Genomic DNA, 18,244 nt, shown 5'->3' with positions numbered 1-18,244 from the left:
AGGAATTTTAGATAGAACTGGCGTTAATTGAGGGCTACTCCACAATCCCTATTTCCAACCTTCAACAGTCCACTGGACTATTGAAGCAAAGCGACTTAACGATGGCCTAACCTTTTGAACGTTTCAAGCTCTTGCTCACTCCCTTTTCTTCAGTTCTTATGCTATACTGATATAAAGGAGGTGTATGATGAAAAATCGTTTAGAGGAAAAATTACAATCAGAAAAGCCAACCTATTCAGATGATGAAGTGATGTGGTTGTTGGAGCACATCGGTCATTCTGATGCGGCTATTCGTGATGAATTAGTCTATATCAGCCTAGGACGTGGTCTGTTTGAAGGGCTATTTACGAGGGATCAATTTCGCTTATTAGTAGAGAAAAGTCTGGCGAAAGATTATTTACTATATCGCATGGATGAAAGAGGACTTGCCGCCTTGACACGCTCCTTTACGGCCTTGCTGTTAGGGCATCTCTTAGAAGTTAGTTGTCTACTAGATAGTCCCTATTTCCAATTGATTTCTGAGCAAGAGTATCAGAGTATTGGCCAGAAAGCCTATGAGTATTTAGAAAAAGAGCAGGATTTTACTGGTTATTCAGACAACTATGGTTGGGTTCATGCCTTTGCCCATGGAGCGGATTTAGCAGTTGCTCTTGTAAAACATCCCTTTTTTCAACAAGAAGACTGGAGTAGACTATTTCCAATAGTAACAGGTATTTTCCAACGTCTACCTCAGCGATTTGTTGATGATGAGGAATGGCGATTGGCCCGTGTCATCTATGAGGCAATAAAACACGGTCATCTTCAGGAGGGAATTTTGATAGATTGGATTAAAACCTTGCATTTTCCTTTGGAAACCAATCGTGATTTTTATCGGTTTTCAGCTGTGCGTTCCTGCTTGCTAGAGATTTATCTGCAATTGGACAAGGAGAATCTCTTATCAGGAGCCTTAAAACAAGTGATTCAAGACTGGGGAATAGGAGACTAGAAGATGAGCAAGAGAAGCATGGAATACTTACAACTTTCACCAGGAAATCAATCAATTTGACTGGTCATCAGAGGCAGAAAGTGGTAGAATAATGCAAGATTAGTCGGATAAAAACGAGAGGATGTTTTCAATAGATTATTTAGGAGATGAAGAATATGAATTATGCACAAACCTTTTTAATGGCAAATATGAATGCCTTTCCGCCTGAAGCCTTACCGATTATCAAAGAAGAACTGGATCAGTTAGATGAGGATGCGATAACAAGGTTGTTGATGACAGACATCAAAAGTCCGACAACGGCTCTCGTATGTGCTATTTTTTTGGGAGAGTTGGGGATTGATCGTTTCTATATTGGCCATAAGGGAATAGGAATTGCTAAATTGGCTCTTACAGTTGCGGCCTATCTGACCTTAATCATTCTAATTGGTTTGTTCTTATTGGTAGGGGTCTATATCTGGAAATTGGTGGATTGTTTCCTCATCATGAAAGCATGTAAACAGGCAAACTTTGAGCGTTTAATGTGGCAAATCAATCAAGTCAAGCAAGACAAGACATACGCTACAGCTAGTGAAATCAAAAAAGATATTGTTAATGTACCAACAGAGTTGAACGAAGTGATGGAAGTCACTAAAGAGGAAATAAGTGCAGAATAAGTGTTGTATCAGATAACGAGAGTTACTCTTTGCAGAGGAGCAGTAGGATAGTGAAGGATGAATTGAACTTGGTATTGCGAAGGATTTCTTGTCTTAGTTGCCATTTGGAATCTGGACTTTAGTAGACTGGTTCATCATTATGGGAGCAACTAGCTTGAGAAAATCAATACAGCGTTCATGACGGCTTCCTATAGTAAATAAAGAATGAAGAGGCTGAGACAAAAGTGTCCAGCCTTGCTTCTTTTATAGCTTTAACAGTTTGACTGATACCAATCCTCAATTGTGACAGCTAGTGAACATGCAGGGGAGGGAGTAAACGAATCCAGTGGATTCGTTTCAGAATGTAGACAAACCTCACAATTCAGAAAAACATTACAATGATATTTAATTTTCTGTAGTTTTAAGGTTAGAAGATTTGCGAGCGTAGCGAGCACAATACCGCACCTCCGCCGTGCTAAAAGTGGGAGTGAGACAGAAGTCGTGATTTCTTTGAAATCACGATTGAGTCCAACTCTTTTTCTACTGATCTAAAATAGGAATAGAAGCTGTAAAGAAACTGTAATACATAGCCTGATTTGTCATCATTGTGTAACGTTTTTAAGGTTATTTTTTGATATAATGATACAATGCTTATAAAGGGGGAGGGAAGAATGCAGTCTCGCAAAGTAACGATTCTTTTATTTGGAATCTATCTCATGTTTTTGACATGGATTATCTTGTTTAAATTAGACATTTTTTCCACTCTCCAGCTGGCTTATATCGGCTCACGAGAGTCTAGTATCAATTTGATTCCTTTTGCAGGGACAGCCATGTATAATGGGGTGCTGGATTACCAAGAAATCGGCTTAAATGTCCTATGTTTTGTTCCCTTTGGAATCTATCTGGAAATGTTAAATCGAACAGCTACTTGGGGCAAAAATCTTAGCCTTATGATAGCGGTTAGTCTAGCCTATGAAGTACTTCAATACACGTTTAGAATAGGTGTAGCAGATGTGACAGACATTCTTGCTAATGGCTTTGGTGGTGCAATTGGTATCAACATCATGTATGTTTTGACCAGCATTTGGCGTGAAAAAACCTATGAGCGAGTCAATCAACTGGCTTTGCTACTGACGATTTTAGTAGCTAGTCTGCTCTTTTTGATTTAGATATTGCAAAGTTTACTATTTTTGTTACAATAAAAGAAATGAATCTAAAAGAACAAATCATCGCCTTATCGAAGGAAATTGGCATTTCGAAGATTGGCTTTACAACAGCTGACGATTTTGCCTATTTAGAGAAATCCTTGCGGGCCGCAGTCGAAGAAGGACGCACATCAGGTTTTGAACATAAAAATATTGAAGAACGCATTCAGCCCAAATTGAGCCTAGCCTCTGCTAAGACCATTATCTCGATTGCCGTTGCTTACCCAAGAAGATTACCGCAAAAACCGCAGAAAACCCAGTATAAACGTGGCAAGATTACGCCCAATTCTTGGGGCCTAGATTACCACTATATTTTACAGGACAAGTTGGAACGCTTGGCGCGTGGCATTGAAGAATTGACAGCTAATTTTGAATACAAGGGCATGGTCGATACAGGTGCGCTTGTTGATACAGCAGTCGCAAGACGGGCAGGAATCGGCTTTATTGGTAAAAATGGTCTGGTCATTTCAAAGGAATTTGGCTCCTACATGTTTTTGGGCGAACTAATTACGAATTTAGAAATAGAGCCTGATCAGCCAGTAGATTATGACTGTGGAGACTGCAATCGTTGTGTGACAGCCTGCCCCACATCTTGTTTGATTGGGGATGGAACCATGAATGCCAGACGTTGTCTGTCCTTTCAGACCCAAGATAAGGGCATGATGGACCTTGAATTTCGAAAGAAAATCAAGACGGTCATCTATGGCTGTGATATTTGTCAGATTTGCTGCCCCTATAATAAGGGGATTGACAGTCCACCAGTTGTGGACATTGACCCTGATTTGGCTGAGCCAGAACTTATTCCCTTTTTGGAGTTGTCAAATGGCCAGTTTAAGGAAAAATTTGGCATGATTGCTGGTAGCTGGCGTGGAAAAAATATTCTTCAGCGAAATGCCATTATCGCACTTGCAAATGCAAATGACAAATCGAGTATCCCAAAACTCGTAGAAATCATTGATAAAAAGCAAAATCCGATTCACATGGCAACGGCAATTTGGGCGCTTAGTCAGCTGGTCAAACAACCCAATGAGGAGTTGATTTCCTTTATCGAAGACATTACCAGTGACCATCCAGATGTCCTAGCAGAGCGTGAAGCCTTTCTAACGCTCGCTAAAAAGTCACAAGTATGATATAATGAAAAGAATATAGAAAATGAGGTATTTATGGATATAGCAGAAATTCGACAAAAAATAGACGAGCTAGAAGCCAAATTAAACTCATTCAGGGGGTCTCTTTGACTTAGAAGGTTTGGAAGAAGAAATTGCCATCTTGGAAAACAAGATGACCGAACCTGACTTTTGGAATGATAATTTGGCAGCTCAGAAAACATCTCAAGAACTCAATGAATTAAAAGCTACCTATCAAAATTTTCATCAGATGATGGATTTACTTGATGAAGCGGGGATTCTCATGGAATTTTTAGCAGAAGATGATTCTGTTCAAGAAGAACTAGAAGAAAAGCTGTTGGAATTAGACAAATTGATGACTAGCTATGAGTTAACTCTTCTTTTATCTGAGCCTTATGATAGCAATAATGCTATTTTAGAAATCCATCCTGGATCAGGTGGTACAGAGGCGCAGGACTGGGGAGAAATGCTGTTACGAATGTATACACGCTTTGGGAATGCCAAAGGTTTCAAGGTGGAAACCTTAGACTATCAAGCAGGAGATGAAGCAGGGATTAAATCTGTTACTCTCAGTTTTACAGGGCCTAATGCCTACGGCTTACTCAAGTCTGAAATGGGGGTTCACCGCTTAGTGCGTATCTCACCATTTGATTCAGCGAAACGCCGTCACACCTCTTTTACATCTGTTGAAGTCATGCCAGAATTGGATGACACGATTGAAATTGAGATTCGTGACGACGAGATAAAAATGGATACCTTCCGTAGTGGCGGTGCTGGTGGACAGAACGTCAATAAGGTATCAACAGGGGTTCGTCTGACCCATATCCCGACAGGCATTGTGACTCAATCGACTGTTGACCGTACCCAATATGGAAACAGGGATCGTGCCTTGAAATTGCTGCAAGCCAAGCTCTATCAATTGGAGCAAGAAAAGAAAGCAGCTGAAGTGGATTCGCTAAAAGGGGATAAAAAGGAAATTACCTGGGGCAGTCAGATTCGTTCCTATGTCTTTACTCCCTATACTATGGTCAAGGATCACCGCACAGGCTATGAAGTCGCTCAGGTAGACAAGGTCATGGACGGAGATATTGAAGGATTTATCGATGCCTATCTCAAATGGCGTATTAGCTAAACTAAAAAGAAAGGACTGTCTTAGACAGAATACCTTATGGGAATTATTGAAATGAAAGACGTTTCCAAAAAATATGGAAACGGAACAACCGCTCTGCGAGGCGTGTCTGTCAATGTTGAACCAGGAGAATTTGCCTACATTGTGGGGCCTTCTGGTGCTGGGAAATCGACGTTTATCAAGCTCTTGTATCGTGAAGAGAAGTTGGATAAAGGGACCTTGAAAGTTGGAAAATTTGATCTTGGGAAAATCAAGAAAAAGGATATTCCAATGTTGCGCCGCAGTGTCGGCGTTGTCTTCCAGGACTATAAATTGCTTCCTAAAAAGACGGTATTTGAAAATATCGCCTATGCCATGGAAGTTATTGGTGAGAAACCACGTAATATTAAAAAGCGGGTGATGGAAGTCCTAGATTTGGTTGGTTTGAAGCATAAGATTCGTTCCTTTCCAAATGAATTATCTGGTGGGGAGCAACAGCGGATTGCAATTGCTCGTGCGATTGTGAACAATCCAAAAGTTTTAATTGCAGATGAGCCAACAGGAAACTTGGACCCTGAGAATTCTTGGGAAATTATGAATCTTTTGGAGCGTATTAACCTTCAAGGAACGACGATTTTAATGGCGACTCATAATAGCCAAATCGTAAATACACTTCGCCATCGCGTCATCGCAATCGAAGACGGTCGCGTTGCACGTGATGAAGTAGAAGGAGAATATGGATACGATGATTAGACGATTTTTTAGACATTTTATTGAGTCTTTAAAGAGCCTCAAAAGAAATGGCTGGATGACCATTGCTGCGATCTCATCAGTGACGATTACCCTTACTTTGGTAGGAGTTTTTGCTTCGGTGATTTTGAATGCAACGAAATTAACCTCTGACTTAACCAATAATGTCCGTGTCAATGTTTATTTACGGGCCAACTCAACAGATAATCAGCAGACGATTGTCAATGATCAAGGACAAACAGTTGAAAATCCAGATTACCAATCCATCTACAAGCAAATTCTTGCCTTGGAAAATGTGAAAAGTGTTGACTATTCTAGTAAAGAAGAGCAGTTAAATCATTTAACAGAGACCTTGGGAGATACTTGGAATCTCTTTAAAGGAGATGCGAATCCTCTCTATGATGCCTATATCATTGAAACAACAGACCCTCAATATGTGAAATCCGTTGGAAAAGAAATTGCTAAAATTGATGGTGTGACAGAGGTTCGTGATGGAGAAGTAGAGACAGAGAGGATTTTCAAGCTCAACAGCCTTGTCAAAACATGGGGCTTTGCGGCAACCGGCCTCTTGCTCTTTACAGCAGTATTTTTGATTTCCAATACCATTCGAATTACCATTATCTCTCGCAGCCGTGAGATCCAGATTATGCGTTTGGTAGGAGCAAAGAACAGTTATATTCGTGGCCCATTCTTATTTGAAGGGGCATGGGTTGGCTTACTTGGTGCAATTGTACCGTCTGCTTTGGTTTATTTTGCTTATCAGATGATTTATAATTCTGTCAATGCAAATCTAGCATCACAGAACCTATCATTGATTGATATGAAGGTCTTTGTACCTGCAATGATTGCGAGCTTATTTGTCGTAGGAATTGTCATCGGTGCTTTGGGATCAGTGATTTCTATGAGACGATTCTTGAAAATCTAATAATACAAAAACGAAAGTTCAGCTAACTTTCGTTTTTGTATTATTCTCAAATATTATTCAATCGGTCATCTCATTAGTATTTGATGTGTTGTTTTGCCTAGGGGCTATTCGTTTCGAAGAAATGGATTGAAAATCTTTTCATGGGAAATAGTGGTGGACTGCCCATGTCCAGGATAGACTTGGTAATGCCCTGGTAGGGTGAAGAGGTTGGTTTTAATACCAATTAGCAAATCATCAAAGTTGCTGGTTGGTAAATCGGTGCGGCCGATTGATTCTCTAAAAAGGGCATCGCCTGTGATGACGAGTTCTTGATCTGGAAAGATAAAAGATACACCGCCGATAGAATGTCCTGGTGTCTTGACAACTGAAAAATGAAATCCGTCCAACAGATAATCTCGGTCGTATTGAAAGGTTTCCTCAGCCGGGCGACAGACGACATTGTCCATATCATCGTGGCGAACTAGACCGGACAAATTCAACTCAGGAGTATAAAGCCAACTGGCCTCACTTGCTGCGACATAGACAGGAGGTGCCCCAAAATGGTCACGTACCAAGTCTAGGCTCATAATATGGTCATAATGGGTATGGGTCAAGAGGATAGCTGAGATTGGTTTGCCGATTTCTTCGATTGTCCGCTTGATGGTAGCCCAATTGCTTCCAGGATCGACCACGATAAGATGGGAGTCATTTTCAAGATAGTAAGTATTTTCATAGGCAACAGGATTAACGGTTTTATGTAGTTTCATAGCGAATCTCCTTTAGCAATTTGCTATCTCTAGTCTAGCAAAAAAAGCAGAGCTTGTCTGTTTTGGAAAATCGATCTACCGTAAGAATAGTGAAGTCGAAATCCGTTTTTTGGGCAAAATATGGTATAATCTTACTGTTATGACAGAGAAAAAACAGGCAAATCGGTATGCTGTTGTAGATTTGGAAGCAACAAGCAGTAGTAGTTATGCTAAAATCATTCAGATTGGGATTGTTATCGTTGAAGCAGGCCAGATTGTCGAAACCTATGCGACAGACATCAATCCTTATGAAAAACTAGATGTTCATATTCGAGAGTTGACAGGCATTACCGATCAGCAATTAGCAGTAGCACCTGATTTTGGTCAGGTGGCAAAAGAGATTTATGATTTACTAGAGGGTACGATTTTTGTGGCTCATAATGTGTCCTTCGATGCCAATTTACTGGCAGAAGCGCTCTTTTTTGAGGGATATGAATTGCGGACACCTCGGGTTGATACGGTGGAATTAGCCCAATTATTTTTCCCGACCTTAGACAAGTATAGCTTGGTAAATCTAGCTCAGGACTTGGATTTGGAGTTGGAACAGGCTCATACGGCCATTTCAGATGCGACAGCAACGGCAAAATTGTTGTTAAAAATACAAGAGAAGATTCAGCAACTACCTAAGCAGACGGTTGGGCAGATTTTAACCTTTGCAAATCATCTTCTGTATGAATCGCGACTAGTGATTGACGAGCTTTATCCGACTCTTTCAGATTATCTACCAGAGGATATTATCAATGTGAATGGCCTCTGCCTCAAAAAAATAGCAGAGCAGCAACCAACTCGCTACCTATCAAAGAATGTTGCAAGGAATCTAGCGCTTTTAGGGCTTGATGAGCGTCCACAACAGTTGGCCTTTGCGGAGATTGTAGAAAAACGATTAGTTGAAGACCAAGAACGAGTCCATTTTATCCAAGCACAGGCAGGTATTGGCAAAACCTATGGGTATTTATTGCCGCTTATAGCGCAGGGAGACAAGCCTTTATTAGTAGTTGTCCCAACCAAGGTCTTGCAGCAGCAGATTCTGGAAAATGAGGGGTTGAAGCTATCTGAAATATTTCATATCTCGATTGCATCCATCAAATCCTCGCGACATTATATCAAGTTGGATACTTTTTGGCGAACCTTGGAGCGATTAGATGATAATCGCTTGCTCAATCGCTATAAGATGCACCTGTTGGTCTGGCTTTGTGAGACTGAGACAGGAGATATGGATGAGCTCAAGCAGAAGCAGCGCTATCAAAGCTATTTTGATGAATTGCAGCATGATGGGAACTGGAATAGTCAGTCCTTGTTTGGGGAGTGGGATTTTTGGCACAGAGCGCAAGAAACTGCTCAAACGAGTCAGTTAGTCTTGACAAATCATGCCTACTTTTTAGAGCATTTACGGCATACAAATTGGATGAAAGAGCGGATTCTCGTTATTGACGAAGCTCAAAAGTTTATGTTGGCAGCAGAAGAATATGCTAGTCAGGAATTGTCCATTTCAGCTTGTCAAGCCTTGTTGCAAAGTAAGTTGGACCGAGCCAAGGAAGTGTTGGAAACACGTTTATTGGAAGCCTGTTATTTTGAATTACAACATCTGATAGAGCAGTTTCAAACGCAAGGCAAGCGTGCATTGACAGCAGAGGATCTTGCTTCATTAAAGCAAAACTTAGCAGAATTAGATGATGCAGATTTTTGGGACTGGGTAGCACTTCTTGAACAAGACAGAGAATATTGGCTAGAAGAACGTCGTTTGCAAGCGCAACGCTTATTTTTCTTGCGTTCTAGTCAAGTAGATATGCTAGATGTAGCACGATTTTTACCGTCTACGAAGATTTTTTGCATTAGCGCAACGCTCGAGATAAGCAAGAAGGTCAATGTGGCAGACTTACTTGGCTTTCACGAAGTCACTCATGATTGCCTTCCATCTATGGCGAAAAGTAATCAATTGATTATGTACTCCCGTCATTTACCTGACTTAGTATCGATGAATAAAGCAGAACATGCGCACTTTATTTGCCAACAGCTAAACGGCCTTATCCAACTAAGACGTCCCATTTTGGTCTTACTCACGTCGATTCAGTTGTTGCTTGAAGTATCCAATCTGCTAGAAGAAATGGGGATTTCCCATTTATCTCAGCACAAACATGGTCAAGAAATGAGTATCAAACGTCGTTTTGAAAAAGGTGAAGTAGCGGTCTTATTAGGGACAGGAGCCTTTTGGGAAGGAGTTGATTTTGCCAGTCAACCTGAGCTTATCCAAGTCATTCCGCGCTTACCCTTTGAAAATCCCCAAGACCGTTTTGTAAAAAAAGTGAATCGTCGTCTGAAAGCAGAAGGTAAGAATCCTTTTTATGACTATCATCTCCCTATGATGATGTTAAAACTTAAACAGGCTATGGGGCGGAGCAATCGATCAGCTCAGCAAAAATCTTGTGTCCTCTTACTGGACAATCGTCTGATTGAGAAGCAATATGGCCAGCAAATCCAGTATTTCTTGGAGACGGAATACCAAATGGAGCAACTCTCTCAGGAAACTGTGGTGGACAGAATGAGGCGCTTTTTCAAGGAAAATTCCTCTGGTTAAGGTGAATTTTTAAGAGAAACAAGAAAATCACAAAGGATTGTCTGCTTCAATTCTTAGTAGAGCAGGAATTATTGGCTAACCGCATTCGAGCCAAGTAGTTAGACCGACTTTTGGATTAATAGATGGATAGAAGAAGGGAGAGTCATTTTCTCCCTTTTCTTGTTAGGAATTGATCAATCAAGCAATAGAATTTATGGTCAAATTGCTTGAAATATGCTATACTTTTCCTTATCTAATGAGGAAATGAGAAAGTGCAATGAGTGGTAAATTAATTGTATTTAAAGTGGGGACGAGTTCCCTCACGCAAGAAAATGGTAGTTTAGACCGTATCAAAATTGCGCGGATTACTAATCAATTGGCCCAGCTTCATCAAAAAGGATACCAGTTGGTTTTGGTGACTTCAGGATCCATTGCAGCTGGTTTTCGTCGTTTAGGCTTTGACAAGCGACCAACCAAAATTGCAGAAAAGCAGGCAAGTGCTGCGGTTGGCCAAGGGCTATTGATTGAAGAGTATACGCAAAATCTGATGAAAGACGGGATTGTATCAGCCCAAGTTCTCTTAACACAGGAGGATTTTGCAGATGCTAGGCGCTATCAGAATGCTTCACAGGCCTTGCAAGTTCTTCTACATCAGAAGGCCATTCCGATTATCAATGAGAATGATACGATTGCTATTGAAGAAATCAAGGTTGGAGATAATGACACCTTATCTGCTCAGGTTGCTTCCCTTTTAAAAGCGGATTTGCTGGTTCTCTTAACGGATGTGGATGGTCTTTATACTGCCAACCCCAATACAGATCCGAACGCACGCCATTTGGCTGAAATTGCAGAAATTAGCGAAGACTTATTTGCTATGGCAGTAGGGGCAGGGTCAACAAATGGTACAGGTGGCATGACGACAAAATTACAGGCGGCGCAAATTGCCACTAAGTCAGGAGTACCCGTCTTTATTTGCTCATCAAAAGAGGATACAGCTCTTATTCAAGCTGTCACTCAATCTAATAAAGGAACCCTTTTCTTGGCAGATCATGAAGCACTCAACCAACGCAAACAATGGCTAGCCTTTTATGCAAGAACAGATGCTTCGGTAGAGATTGATACAGGTGCAGCAGAGGCCATGCTACTGCAAGGACGGAGCTTACTGCTTGCAGGAATTAAGGCGGTAGAAGGGACCTTTCAGTCAGGTGATATTGTATCTGTCTACCATCAAGATACCCACCGGATCATTGGAAAAGGTCGCGTAAAACTTTCCTCGAAAGAATTAGAGCAAAAATTAGCGACGAAAAGGGCGGAGGGAATCTTTATTCACCGCAATGATTGGGTTAGTTTATAGAAAGGATAAAACAGAATATGACGACAACGCAAGCTTTGTTAGACAGCCTGTTAGCGCATAAGTCTGCTATCAATTTGGCTAGTACAGATCAAAAAAATGCAGCCCTTCAAGCGATGGCTACCCAATTGGAAAGCAATAGTGAGCAGATTTTAGTAGCAAATGCCCGTGATATGGAACAAGCACAAGGAACAATCGCACCTGTCATGCAGGATCGCCTACTCTTGACAGCAGAACGTGTACAGGCCATGGCAGACGGTATTCGAGCCCTCATTGACCTTCCAGATCCTGTTGGTTTGGTTCTGGATCAGTACCAGGCAGTAAATGGACTTGAAATTCAGAAAAAAGCGGTTCCTTTCGGCCTCATCGGAATGATTTATGAAAGTAGACCCAATGTGACCTCGGATGCAGCTGCGCTTGCCATTAAAAGTGGAAATGCCGTCATTCTTCGTGGTGGAAAGGAAGCCTTTCATTCGAGTCAAGCGATTGTCGGCGCCTTAAAGGCTGGTCTTGAGCAGGCAGGAATTGCCCCAGAAGTGATTGAATTGGTGCAGGACACAAGTCGTCGATCAGCTCAAGAACTGATGACAGCTAAGGGGAAGATTGACTTGCTAGTACCAAGAGGTGGAGCCGGCTTGATTCAAGCAGTTGTCGAGCAAGCGACAGTACCTGTGATTGAAACAGGAACGGGGATTTGTCATGTTTATGTGGATCAAAAGGCAGATATTCAAAAGGCTCTGTCCATTGTCAGCAATGCTAAAATAAGTCGCCCGTCTGTCTGTAATGCGGCAGAAGTGTTGCTGGTCCATGCAGATCTTGCAGCCTCCTTCTTACCATTATTAGAAGAAAGACTAGCTGGTCAGGTAGAGTTGCGGGCAGATGAGCGAGCTATTACATATTTAAAACAAGCTCATCCAGCAGGAGACAATGACTTTGATACAGAATTTTTAGACTATATCCTAGCAGTAAAAGTAGTAGATGATGTGGTAGCAGCAACAAGACACATTGCAGCTCATTCGACAGGTCATAGTGAAGCAATTGTAACAGAAGAGGAAGCAACGGCAACCTATTTCACTCAAGTAGTGGATTCAGCAGCTGTCTATGTCAATGCCTCTACTCGTTTTACAGATGGCGGTGAATTTGGTCTAGGCTGCGAATTAGGAATTTCAACGCAAAAAATGCACGCACGTGGTCCAATGGGCTTGCGTGAGATGACGACCTACAAATATATTATTACTGGTACAGGTCAGGTACGATAGAAAGGGCTATTTATGAAAGTTGGATTTATTGGCTTGGGCAATATGGGATCAGCTCTTGCGCTTGCAGTTTCAAAGTTGGCAGATGTAGAACTCCTTCTTAGTAATCATCACCAAGAGCAAGTAGAGGCCTTACAGGAGCAACTAGGTGGACGTATTCTTTCGAATTTTCAAATGGCTCAGGAAGCGGATGTTCTCTTTTTAGGGGTAAAACCCTATCTATTGTCTTCCCTACTGGATAGTTTGAAGGAAGCGATTCAGGAAAATACCTCTGCGGTTTGGATTTCTATGGCAGCAGGCGTTAGCTTGGAACAACTAGCACAGTATTTGCCGATTAGTCAAGTGGTTCGAATCATGCCTAATACTCCTGTTGCAATCGGTCAAGGAATGACAACCTATGCGCTATATAATCCAGATTTGGCTACGATGACTGAGTATCTCTTATCCCAATCAGGTCAAGTCAAGCGAGTGGATGAACAATTGATAGATGCTGCAACAGCTCTTGCAGGATGTGGACCAGCGTTTGTCTATCAATGGATTGAAGCCATGATGGATGCTGGAGTAGCACATGGATTGAGTGCAGATGATGCTAAATATCTAGCAGCTCAGACCCTAGTAGGCTCTGCGCAAATGGTCTTAACCAGTAGCAAACATCCAGCCCAATTACGCCAAGAAGTCACCTCGCCAGGAGGCTCAACCATTGCAGGAGTCATCAGATTAGAAAAAGAAGGCTTCCGCTACACCCTTATGTCAGCCATAAAAGCAGCCATAAAACGGACGAAAGAATTGGGACTAAAATAATCCAGTGGATTATTTTAGCCCGAGCCCAGAAATTCAAAAGCGAGGTTAATCCAGTGGATTATTTTAGCCCGAGCCCAGAAATTCAAAAGCGAGGTTAATCCAGTGGATTATTTTAGCCCGAGCCCAGAAATTCAAAAGCGAGGTTAATCCAGTGGATTATTTTAGAATGTAGACAAACCTCACAATTCAGAAAAACATTACAATGATATTTCATTTTCTGTAGTTTTAAGGTTAGAAAACTTGCGAGCGTAGCGAGCACAATACCGCACCTCCTCCGTGCTAAAAGTGACAGAAAACGGTATTAAATGAAGGTTTTCTGCCACTCGGCATCTTCGAGACCTTAGACTCGAAGATGAATCATGGAATTCCGAAGGAAGTCGCTGATGTCCGAAAGCACATGAGGATGGTGGCAATAAAAAGACTTTTTCTTCAAGCTGAAATAATCCAGTGGATTATTTTAGCCCGAGCCTAGAATCTCGAGAGCTAGATAAGCTAAAACGGGAGTGGGACTCAATCGTGATTTCGAAGAAATCGATTTTGTCAATTTCGCTTTCAAATTTTTAGGCTCAGGTATCAATCGTCACTCCCTTGGCTATTGATATAAGTCAAACTGTTAAAGTTATAAAAAAGCGAGGCTGGACACTTTTGTCCCAGCCTCGTTTTATAGTGGATTGAAAAAGGAATAGGACAAGGTAAGGAACTGCAGATAGAACTGGCATTAATTGAGGATTACTCCATAATCCCTATTTCTAACCTTCAACAGTCCACTGGACTATTGAAGCAAGGCGACTGAACGATGTCCTAACCTTTATTCAATTCACTATAGCTTATCTGTTATTCAACTGATTGGTTTTATCCTTAATCCATTGACTAATATTGGAAAAGGTCTTGGTATCTTCCACCTTTCCTTTTTGCTGCTGAAGAAAGTCTGTAAAGCTTTGTTGGATGCCTTCTTCTTGGACCTTTTTTTGCAGTTGTTGCCATTTGTCCATGAGATTTTGCGATGTTTTGGCATAGGCCAACTCTAAAATTTCCTCTTTGGATTTGTAATTTCGATAAAAAGCATTGCGTGATACACCAGCCTTTTTGACTAATTCGGAAATAGAAATGTGCTTCAGCTCCTTTTTTTCCAATAAAAATAGCAGAGCTGTCTCAATAGATTCACGGGTTAATTGGTTGATTTCGGTATTTGATTGCGAAAGATTTTTTAACGACTTAGGGGAAATCATTCGTTTTTTCATGGGTTTCCTTTACTCATATCAATCGATTTTTTTACGGTATGCTAGTTGCAATGGAAAGAAACATTGGGGCTGTTACAGCCGAAAGAAAATGCTTTCACTTCGTATTGTTTCATGATATAATTGTAAAGTAAGATAGTTTGCTTGTCAAATAAAAATCTTAGCCTTACTACTAATAGAATGGAAATACATTTATGGCTAAATGGAAAATTGTTGCGGACTCAGGATGTGATTATAAAGAATTACCGAATCTTGCACCAGATACGCAATTTGAGATTATCCCCTTTACGGTTCGTGTTGAAAATCAAAGTTTTCTTGATGACAAAGACTTGGACATTGACCAGATGATGGAAGTGATGTATGCCTCATCAGAAGCAGCAGGTTCTGCCTGTCCTAGCCCACAAGCCTATGAAGCAGCTTACCAAGGGGCAGACAATATCATCGTCCTAACCTTGACAGGTTCCTTGTCTGGTAGTTACAATAGTGCTCGAGTTGCTAAAGAAATGTTTTTAGAAGAACATCCTTCAGCCAATATTCATTTGATTGATACCCTGTCTGCGGGGGGAGAAATGGATTTATTGGTTGGAGAAATCAATCGGCTGATTGCTAAAGGACTAGAGTTCGAAGATTTGGTTTCCGCTATTGTCGATTATCAAAAGCGTACAAAATTACTCTTTGTTCTTGCTAAGGTGAATAATTTGGTTAAAAACGGGCGCTTGAGCAAGCTAGTTGGTGCAGTTGTTGGATTGCTTAATATCCGTATGGTAGGGGAAGCAAGTAGCGAAGGCAAATTGGAATTGCTTCAAAAAGCGCGTGGACACAAAAAATCAGTTACAACAGCATTTGAAGAATTGCTAAAAGCAGGCTATAAGGGTGGTCGGATTGTGATTGCCCACCGTAACAATGAAAAATTCTGCCAGCAATTTGCTGAATTGGTGCGCAACATGTATCCGGAAGCCTTGATTGAAGCTCTTCCAACTTCAGGACTGTGTAGCTTTTATGCAGAAGAAAATGGTCTGTTAATGGGCTATGAAATTTAATGATGAGATGAATAAGGCAGTAACTTCGGTTGAATGCCTTTTTCTACTCTTAGATATGCTAAAGATTTTGCTCCTCTCAGTGTGTTTCAATTTACTATTGAGTAAACTAGCCTATTTTTAGTGTTTAATGAGTAGATAGATGATGGAAAATGGGGAGGTCAATGAAGAAATCAGCTAGTATCTTCTTAGCCCTAGTCCTTTTGCTAGGTTTTGTTGGATATGAACAGTTTCAGCCAAAAGCTCCTCCCAAGGAGAATCAGCTGATTAAGACGCAGTTGAGGGGAGGGGGAGGAATGGAAGCAAGAATCAACTGGTCCAAAGCTAGCCAAGATGCGCAGATCTATCAGATTCGTTTTGAACAGGTGCGTGCTGCTGTTATGAATGGTGCTAAGTGTTACGATGTCCGCTCTTTTATCGAATACCAACTCGGTCATGTTGACATTGCAGAACCCCTTCCTTTATCGACTCTAGAAAAGCAGGAATTTCCAAGTCTTATCCATGATGTGCCTATTTATCTTTATGGTTCGGATGGTGTGTCTTCGGCTCAAGCAGCTAGATCTTTGCGTGACCAAGGATTTCGATATGTTTATGATCTTGGCAGCCTTGAACAAATCAAGGTGATTGGCGCTAGATTAAAGGAATGGTGGGAATAAATCAAAGAAAGAGGTGAGAATGTGATAACATTTAAGACTATTGATGAAGAAAACTTTCAAGCCTGTATTGACTTGACAGGTGGTGTAGAGAAAGAACAGAATGATTTTGTCGATTCTGTCCTCTATTCCCTAGCAGAAGCATGGGTCTATCGAGATAGTATGGAGGCCTTTGCGATTTATCAAGAGGAGCAAATTATTGGCTTTGTATCTATGTATGTTGGAGAAGAGAATCCGCAAATCATTAATTTTTTAATTGATATCGCCTTTCAAGGTAGGGGGTATGGGACTCAGGCTGCAAGCCGTTGCATAGAGTATTTGCAAGAAATGTATCGGGCAAAGCGTATTTCGTTACCTGTTCACATTCAGAATGAAAAAGCCCAAAGGTTCTGGGCGAAACAAGGATTTTCATTCTCGGATACGGTTGAACAAGACTATATGTTTATGCGTCGGTATGAGTAATGAGCTTACAGGATAACAAAATATAATCAATTGATTACCTTTGTAATAAAATCATTATCGTCAACATTGTCTGCTTCAAGCAAAAATCAGCTAGGTATAGAATCTAGCTGATTTTTTCTAACTCTTCTATCATCTGTTGCAAGTCTGTTGGAAACGTTTGGTTATAAGATAATTGGAGATAGTCATAGGACTGACCTGTGATGAGCTGGGTATTGACTAGGCCATGTTTGAGACGGGCGCTGATTTTTTCTTTCGGAAGCTGAACGGTCAGTATGTCTTGGGTAAGATGATGAGGATAAGTGAGATGATAGCGGGATAAGCGTTCACGCATTTCTTGCTCATGTGCCTGCTTTAACTGATAGAGGTGGCGTGTATTGCGAGCAAACATACCATTATCAATATAAAGCGAGAGAGCCTTTTGCATGATGAGGTTGGTGTCATAATCAATCAAACTCTTGTGCTGTAAAAAACGAGACCGTAGATAATGAGGAAGTACAATCCCCCCTAGACGCAAAGCCGGAAAGAGGGTAGGAGTAAAGGATTTGATGTAGATGACACGATCATGCGTATCCAGATAATGGAGTGGCAAGGTCTTTGCAGCATCGAAGTCCGCCAGATAATCATCCTCAATGACATAGACATCATATTGGTCTGCTAATTGCACAATTGCCTCTTGAATGGTACGAGTATAGGTTGTCCCCAAGGGATTGTGGAGACGGGGAATAGTATAGAAATACTTAATTTTTCCGCTTTTAAAAATGGTCTCTAGTTGAGTAAGGTCAATTCCATTTAAGGTGCGCTCAATCGTTTGATAGGGGAGTTTCTGCTCATCTAATAGGGTTTTCATCCGATAGTAAGTCGGCTCTTCAATCAGGATTTCCTGTTTGCCTGAAGACAGCTGCATTTGTGTTAGGATGTAGAGGGCTTGTTGGCTACCTGCTGTAATGACCAGTTGGTCTTTTTTACAATAAACATGGTAGTCCATAAGGAGCTGGTAGAGCGAGTCAATCAATTCTTCCAACCCTTCCTGCTGATGATAGTAATTAAAAAGATACTTTTCCCTTCCGACTAGGCTTTCATGGACGCAGGTTCGAAAATCATCGTAGGGTAGTTGCAAAAAATCCTCTGGATTCAGCGAGAGGGTCGTGTCTTGAAAATCTTGGTCTTCTAAGATGTAATAGCCACTTTTTTCTACTGCATAAATCCGATTTTGGTATTTCAACTCCAACATGGCCTTTTGAACAGTGTCTTTACTACACTGGTATTGTTCACTGAGTTTGCGAATGGAAGGTAGTTTTTGCCCTCTTTTAAAACGGTGTTCTTCAATGCCTGTGATAATATCCTGAATAATTGTTTGGTATTTAGTCGTCATAAC

Annotated in this window: 17 protein-coding genes; 14 read left to right on the top strand and 3 right to left on the bottom strand. The window is 41.1% G+C overall.

The window, feature by feature from the left end:
* Nucleotides 1–184 precede the first annotated feature (184 nt).
* The 7 genes from J5M87_RS06400 to ftsX all read left to right on the top strand — a co-directional run bounded on the left by J5M87_RS06400 (nt 185) and on the right by ftsX (nt 6,732).
* Nucleotides 185–985 (top strand): DUF2785 domain-containing protein, encoded by an 801-nt coding sequence (locus J5M87_RS06400; RefSeq protein WP_154608818.1) that lies wholly within the window; start codon nt 185–187, stop codon nt 983–985.
* A gap of 155 nt (nt 986–1,140) precedes the next feature.
* The gene (locus J5M87_RS06395; RefSeq protein ID WP_154608819.1) at nt 1,141–1,638 is read left to right on the top strand and encodes a TM2 domain-containing protein; all 498 of its coding nucleotides are present in this window, start codon (nt 1,141–1,143) and stop codon (nt 1,636–1,638) included.
* A 650-nt stretch (nt 1,639–2,288) separates the two neighbouring features.
* Nucleotides 2,289–2,786: a VanZ family protein gene (locus tag J5M87_RS06390; protein WP_154608820.1), complete on the top strand. Its 498-nt coding sequence runs from the start codon at nt 2,289–2,291 to the stop codon at nt 2,784–2,786.
* Nucleotides 2,787–2,824: 38 nt separating this feature from the next.
* Nucleotides 2,825–3,952 carry a tRNA epoxyqueuosine(34) reductase QueG gene (queG, locus tag J5M87_RS06385; RefSeq protein ID WP_154608821.1) on the top strand — a complete coding sequence of 376 codons (1,128 nt, stop codon included), beginning with the start codon at nt 2,825–2,827 and terminating at the stop codon, nt 3,950–3,952.
* A 33-nt stretch (nt 3,953–3,985) separates the two neighbouring features.
* Nucleotides 3,986–5,081 (top strand): peptide chain release factor 2 gene (prfB, locus tag J5M87_RS06380; RefSeq protein ID WP_154608822.1). Its coding sequence is split into 2 segments (ribosomal slippage): nt 3,986–4,057 and nt 4,059–5,081, totalling 1,095 coding nucleotides; the frame shifts between segments, so codons are not numbered across the junction.
* 36 nt (nt 5,082–5,117) lie between these two features.
* Nucleotides 5,118–5,810, top strand: coding sequence for a cell division ATP-binding protein FtsE (gene ftsE, locus J5M87_RS06375; protein WP_154608823.1), 693 nt, complete (start codon nt 5,118–5,120; stop codon nt 5,808–5,810).
* Nucleotides 5,803–6,732, top strand: a complete 930-nt coding sequence (ftsX, locus tag J5M87_RS06370; RefSeq protein ID WP_160463283.1) for a permease-like cell division protein FtsX — start codon at nt 5,803–5,805, stop codon at nt 6,730–6,732. Before ftsE ends, ftsX begins: the two co-directional genes overlap by 8 nt.
* A 104-nt stretch (nt 6,733–6,836) precedes the next feature.
* Here the strand turns inward: ftsX and J5M87_RS06365 are convergent, their stop codons facing one another.
* Nucleotides 6,837–7,478 carry an MBL fold metallo-hydrolase gene (locus J5M87_RS06365; protein WP_154608825.1) on the bottom strand — a complete coding sequence of 214 codons (642 nt, stop codon included), beginning with the start codon at nt 7,476–7,478 and terminating at the stop codon, nt 6,837–6,839.
* Nucleotides 7,479–7,617: 139 nt separating this feature from the next.
* On the opposite strand from J5M87_RS06365, the gene J5M87_RS06360 reads away from it, so the two are divergent.
* From J5M87_RS06360 to proC, 4 genes are all read left to right on the top strand, one after another.
* The gene (locus tag J5M87_RS06360) at nt 7,618–10,092 is read left to right on the top strand and encodes a bifunctional DnaQ family exonuclease/ATP-dependent helicase (RefSeq protein WP_154608826.1); all 2,475 of its coding nucleotides are present in this window, start codon (nt 7,618–7,620) and stop codon (nt 10,090–10,092) included.
* Between the two features lie 256 nt (nt 10,093–10,348).
* Nucleotides 10,349–11,425 (top strand): glutamate 5-kinase, encoded by a 1,077-nt coding sequence (gene proB / locus J5M87_RS06355; protein ID WP_154632452.1) that lies wholly within the window; start codon nt 10,349–10,351, stop codon nt 11,423–11,425.
* Nucleotides 11,426–11,442: 17 nt separating this feature from the next.
* Entirely contained in the window at nt 11,443–12,681 is a 1,239-nt protein-coding gene (locus tag J5M87_RS06350; protein ID WP_154608828.1) for a glutamate-5-semialdehyde dehydrogenase, read from the top strand.
* Between the two features lie 12 nt (nt 12,682–12,693).
* Nucleotides 12,694–13,479, top strand: a complete 786-nt coding sequence (proC, locus tag J5M87_RS06345) for a pyrroline-5-carboxylate reductase (RefSeq protein ID WP_154608829.1) — start codon at nt 12,694–12,696, stop codon at nt 13,477–13,479.
* Between the two features lie 827 nt (nt 13,480–14,306).
* Here proC and J5M87_RS06340 read toward each other — a convergent pair.
* A complete protein-coding gene (locus J5M87_RS06340; RefSeq protein ID WP_067088934.1) occupies nt 14,307–14,720 on the bottom strand; it encodes a TetR/AcrR family transcriptional regulator in 414 nt (137 codons plus the stop codon).
* 191 nt (nt 14,721–14,911) lie between these two features.
* Here J5M87_RS06340 and J5M87_RS06335 point away from each other — a divergent pair, with 191 nt between their 5' ends.
* From J5M87_RS06335 to J5M87_RS06325, 3 genes are all read left to right on the top strand, one after another.
* Nucleotides 14,912–15,757 carry a DegV family protein gene (locus J5M87_RS06335; protein ID WP_154608830.1) on the top strand — a complete coding sequence of 282 codons (846 nt, stop codon included), beginning with the start codon at nt 14,912–14,914 and terminating at the stop codon, nt 15,755–15,757.
* A 161-nt stretch (nt 15,758–15,918) separates the two neighbouring features.
* Nucleotides 15,919–16,410: a rhodanese-like domain-containing protein gene (locus tag J5M87_RS06330; protein ID WP_154608831.1), complete on the top strand. Its 492-nt coding sequence runs from the start codon at nt 15,919–15,921 to the stop codon at nt 16,408–16,410.
* A gap of 21 nt (nt 16,411–16,431) precedes the next feature.
* Nucleotides 16,432–16,869, top strand: a complete 438-nt coding sequence (locus tag J5M87_RS06325; RefSeq protein ID WP_160463282.1) for a GNAT family N-acetyltransferase — start codon at nt 16,432–16,434, stop codon at nt 16,867–16,869.
* Nucleotides 16,870–16,972: 103 nt separating this feature from the next.
* Here J5M87_RS06325 and J5M87_RS06320 read toward each other — a convergent pair whose 3' ends face one another.
* The gene (locus J5M87_RS06320; protein ID WP_154608832.1) at nt 16,973–18,241 is read right to left on the bottom strand and encodes an aminotransferase-like domain-containing protein; all 1,269 of its coding nucleotides are present in this window, start codon (nt 18,239–18,241) and stop codon (nt 16,973–16,975) included.
* Nucleotides 18,242–18,244 lie beyond the last annotated feature (3 nt).

Source organism: Streptococcus sp. zg-86 (assembly GCF_017639855.1).
In the GTDB taxonomy this organism is placed as follows: domain Bacteria; phylum Bacillota; class Bacilli; order Lactobacillales; family Streptococcaceae; genus Streptococcus; species Streptococcus zhangguiae.
This window is presented reverse-complemented; position numbering and strand designations above follow the sequence as displayed.

What these genes read in the sequence shown, in the direction of transcription:
- J5M87_RS06400 (WP_154608818.1), top strand. Translation starts at nt 185, where the DNA reads ATGATGAAAAATCGTTTAGAGGAAAAATTACAATCAGAAAAGCCAACC.
- J5M87_RS06395 (WP_154608819.1), top strand. Translation starts at nt 1,141, where the DNA reads ATGAATTATGCACAAACCTTTTTAATGGCAAATATGAATGCCTTTCCG.
- J5M87_RS06390 (WP_154608820.1), top strand. Translation starts at nt 2,289, where the DNA reads ATGCAGTCTCGCAAAGTAACGATTCTTTTATTTGGAATCTATCTCATG.
- queG (WP_154608821.1), top strand. Translation starts at nt 2,825, where the DNA reads ATGAATCTAAAAGAACAAATCATCGCCTTATCGAAGGAAATTGGCATT.
- ftsE (WP_154608823.1), top strand. Translation starts at nt 5,118, where the DNA reads ATGGGAATTATTGAAATGAAAGACGTTTCCAAAAAATATGGAAACGGA.
- ftsX (WP_160463283.1), top strand. Translation starts at nt 5,803, where the DNA reads ATGATTAGACGATTTTTTAGACATTTTATTGAGTCTTTAAAGAGCCTC.
- J5M87_RS06365 (WP_154608825.1), bottom strand. Translation starts at nt 7,478, where the DNA reads ATGAAACTACATAAAACCGTTAATCCTGTTGCCTATGAAAATACTTAC.
- J5M87_RS06360 (WP_154608826.1), top strand. Translation starts at nt 7,618, where the DNA reads ATGACAGAGAAAAAACAGGCAAATCGGTATGCTGTTGTAGATTTGGAA.
- proB (WP_154632452.1), top strand. Translation starts at nt 10,349, where the DNA reads ATGAGTGGTAAATTAATTGTATTTAAAGTGGGGACGAGTTCCCTCACG.
- J5M87_RS06350 (WP_154608828.1), top strand. Translation starts at nt 11,443, where the DNA reads ATGACGACAACGCAAGCTTTGTTAGACAGCCTGTTAGCGCATAAGTCT.
- proC (WP_154608829.1), top strand. Translation starts at nt 12,694, where the DNA reads ATGAAAGTTGGATTTATTGGCTTGGGCAATATGGGATCAGCTCTTGCG.
- J5M87_RS06340 (WP_067088934.1), bottom strand. Translation starts at nt 14,720, where the DNA reads ATGAAAAAACGAATGATTTCCCCTAAGTCGTTAAAAAATCTTTCGCAA.
- J5M87_RS06335 (WP_154608830.1), top strand. Translation starts at nt 14,912, where the DNA reads ATGGCTAAATGGAAAATTGTTGCGGACTCAGGATGTGATTATAAAGAA.
- J5M87_RS06330 (WP_154608831.1), top strand. Translation starts at nt 15,919, where the DNA reads ATGAAGAAATCAGCTAGTATCTTCTTAGCCCTAGTCCTTTTGCTAGGT.
- J5M87_RS06320 (WP_154608832.1), bottom strand. Translation starts at nt 18,241, where the DNA reads ATGACGACTAAATACCAAACAATTATTCAGGATATTATCACAGGCATT.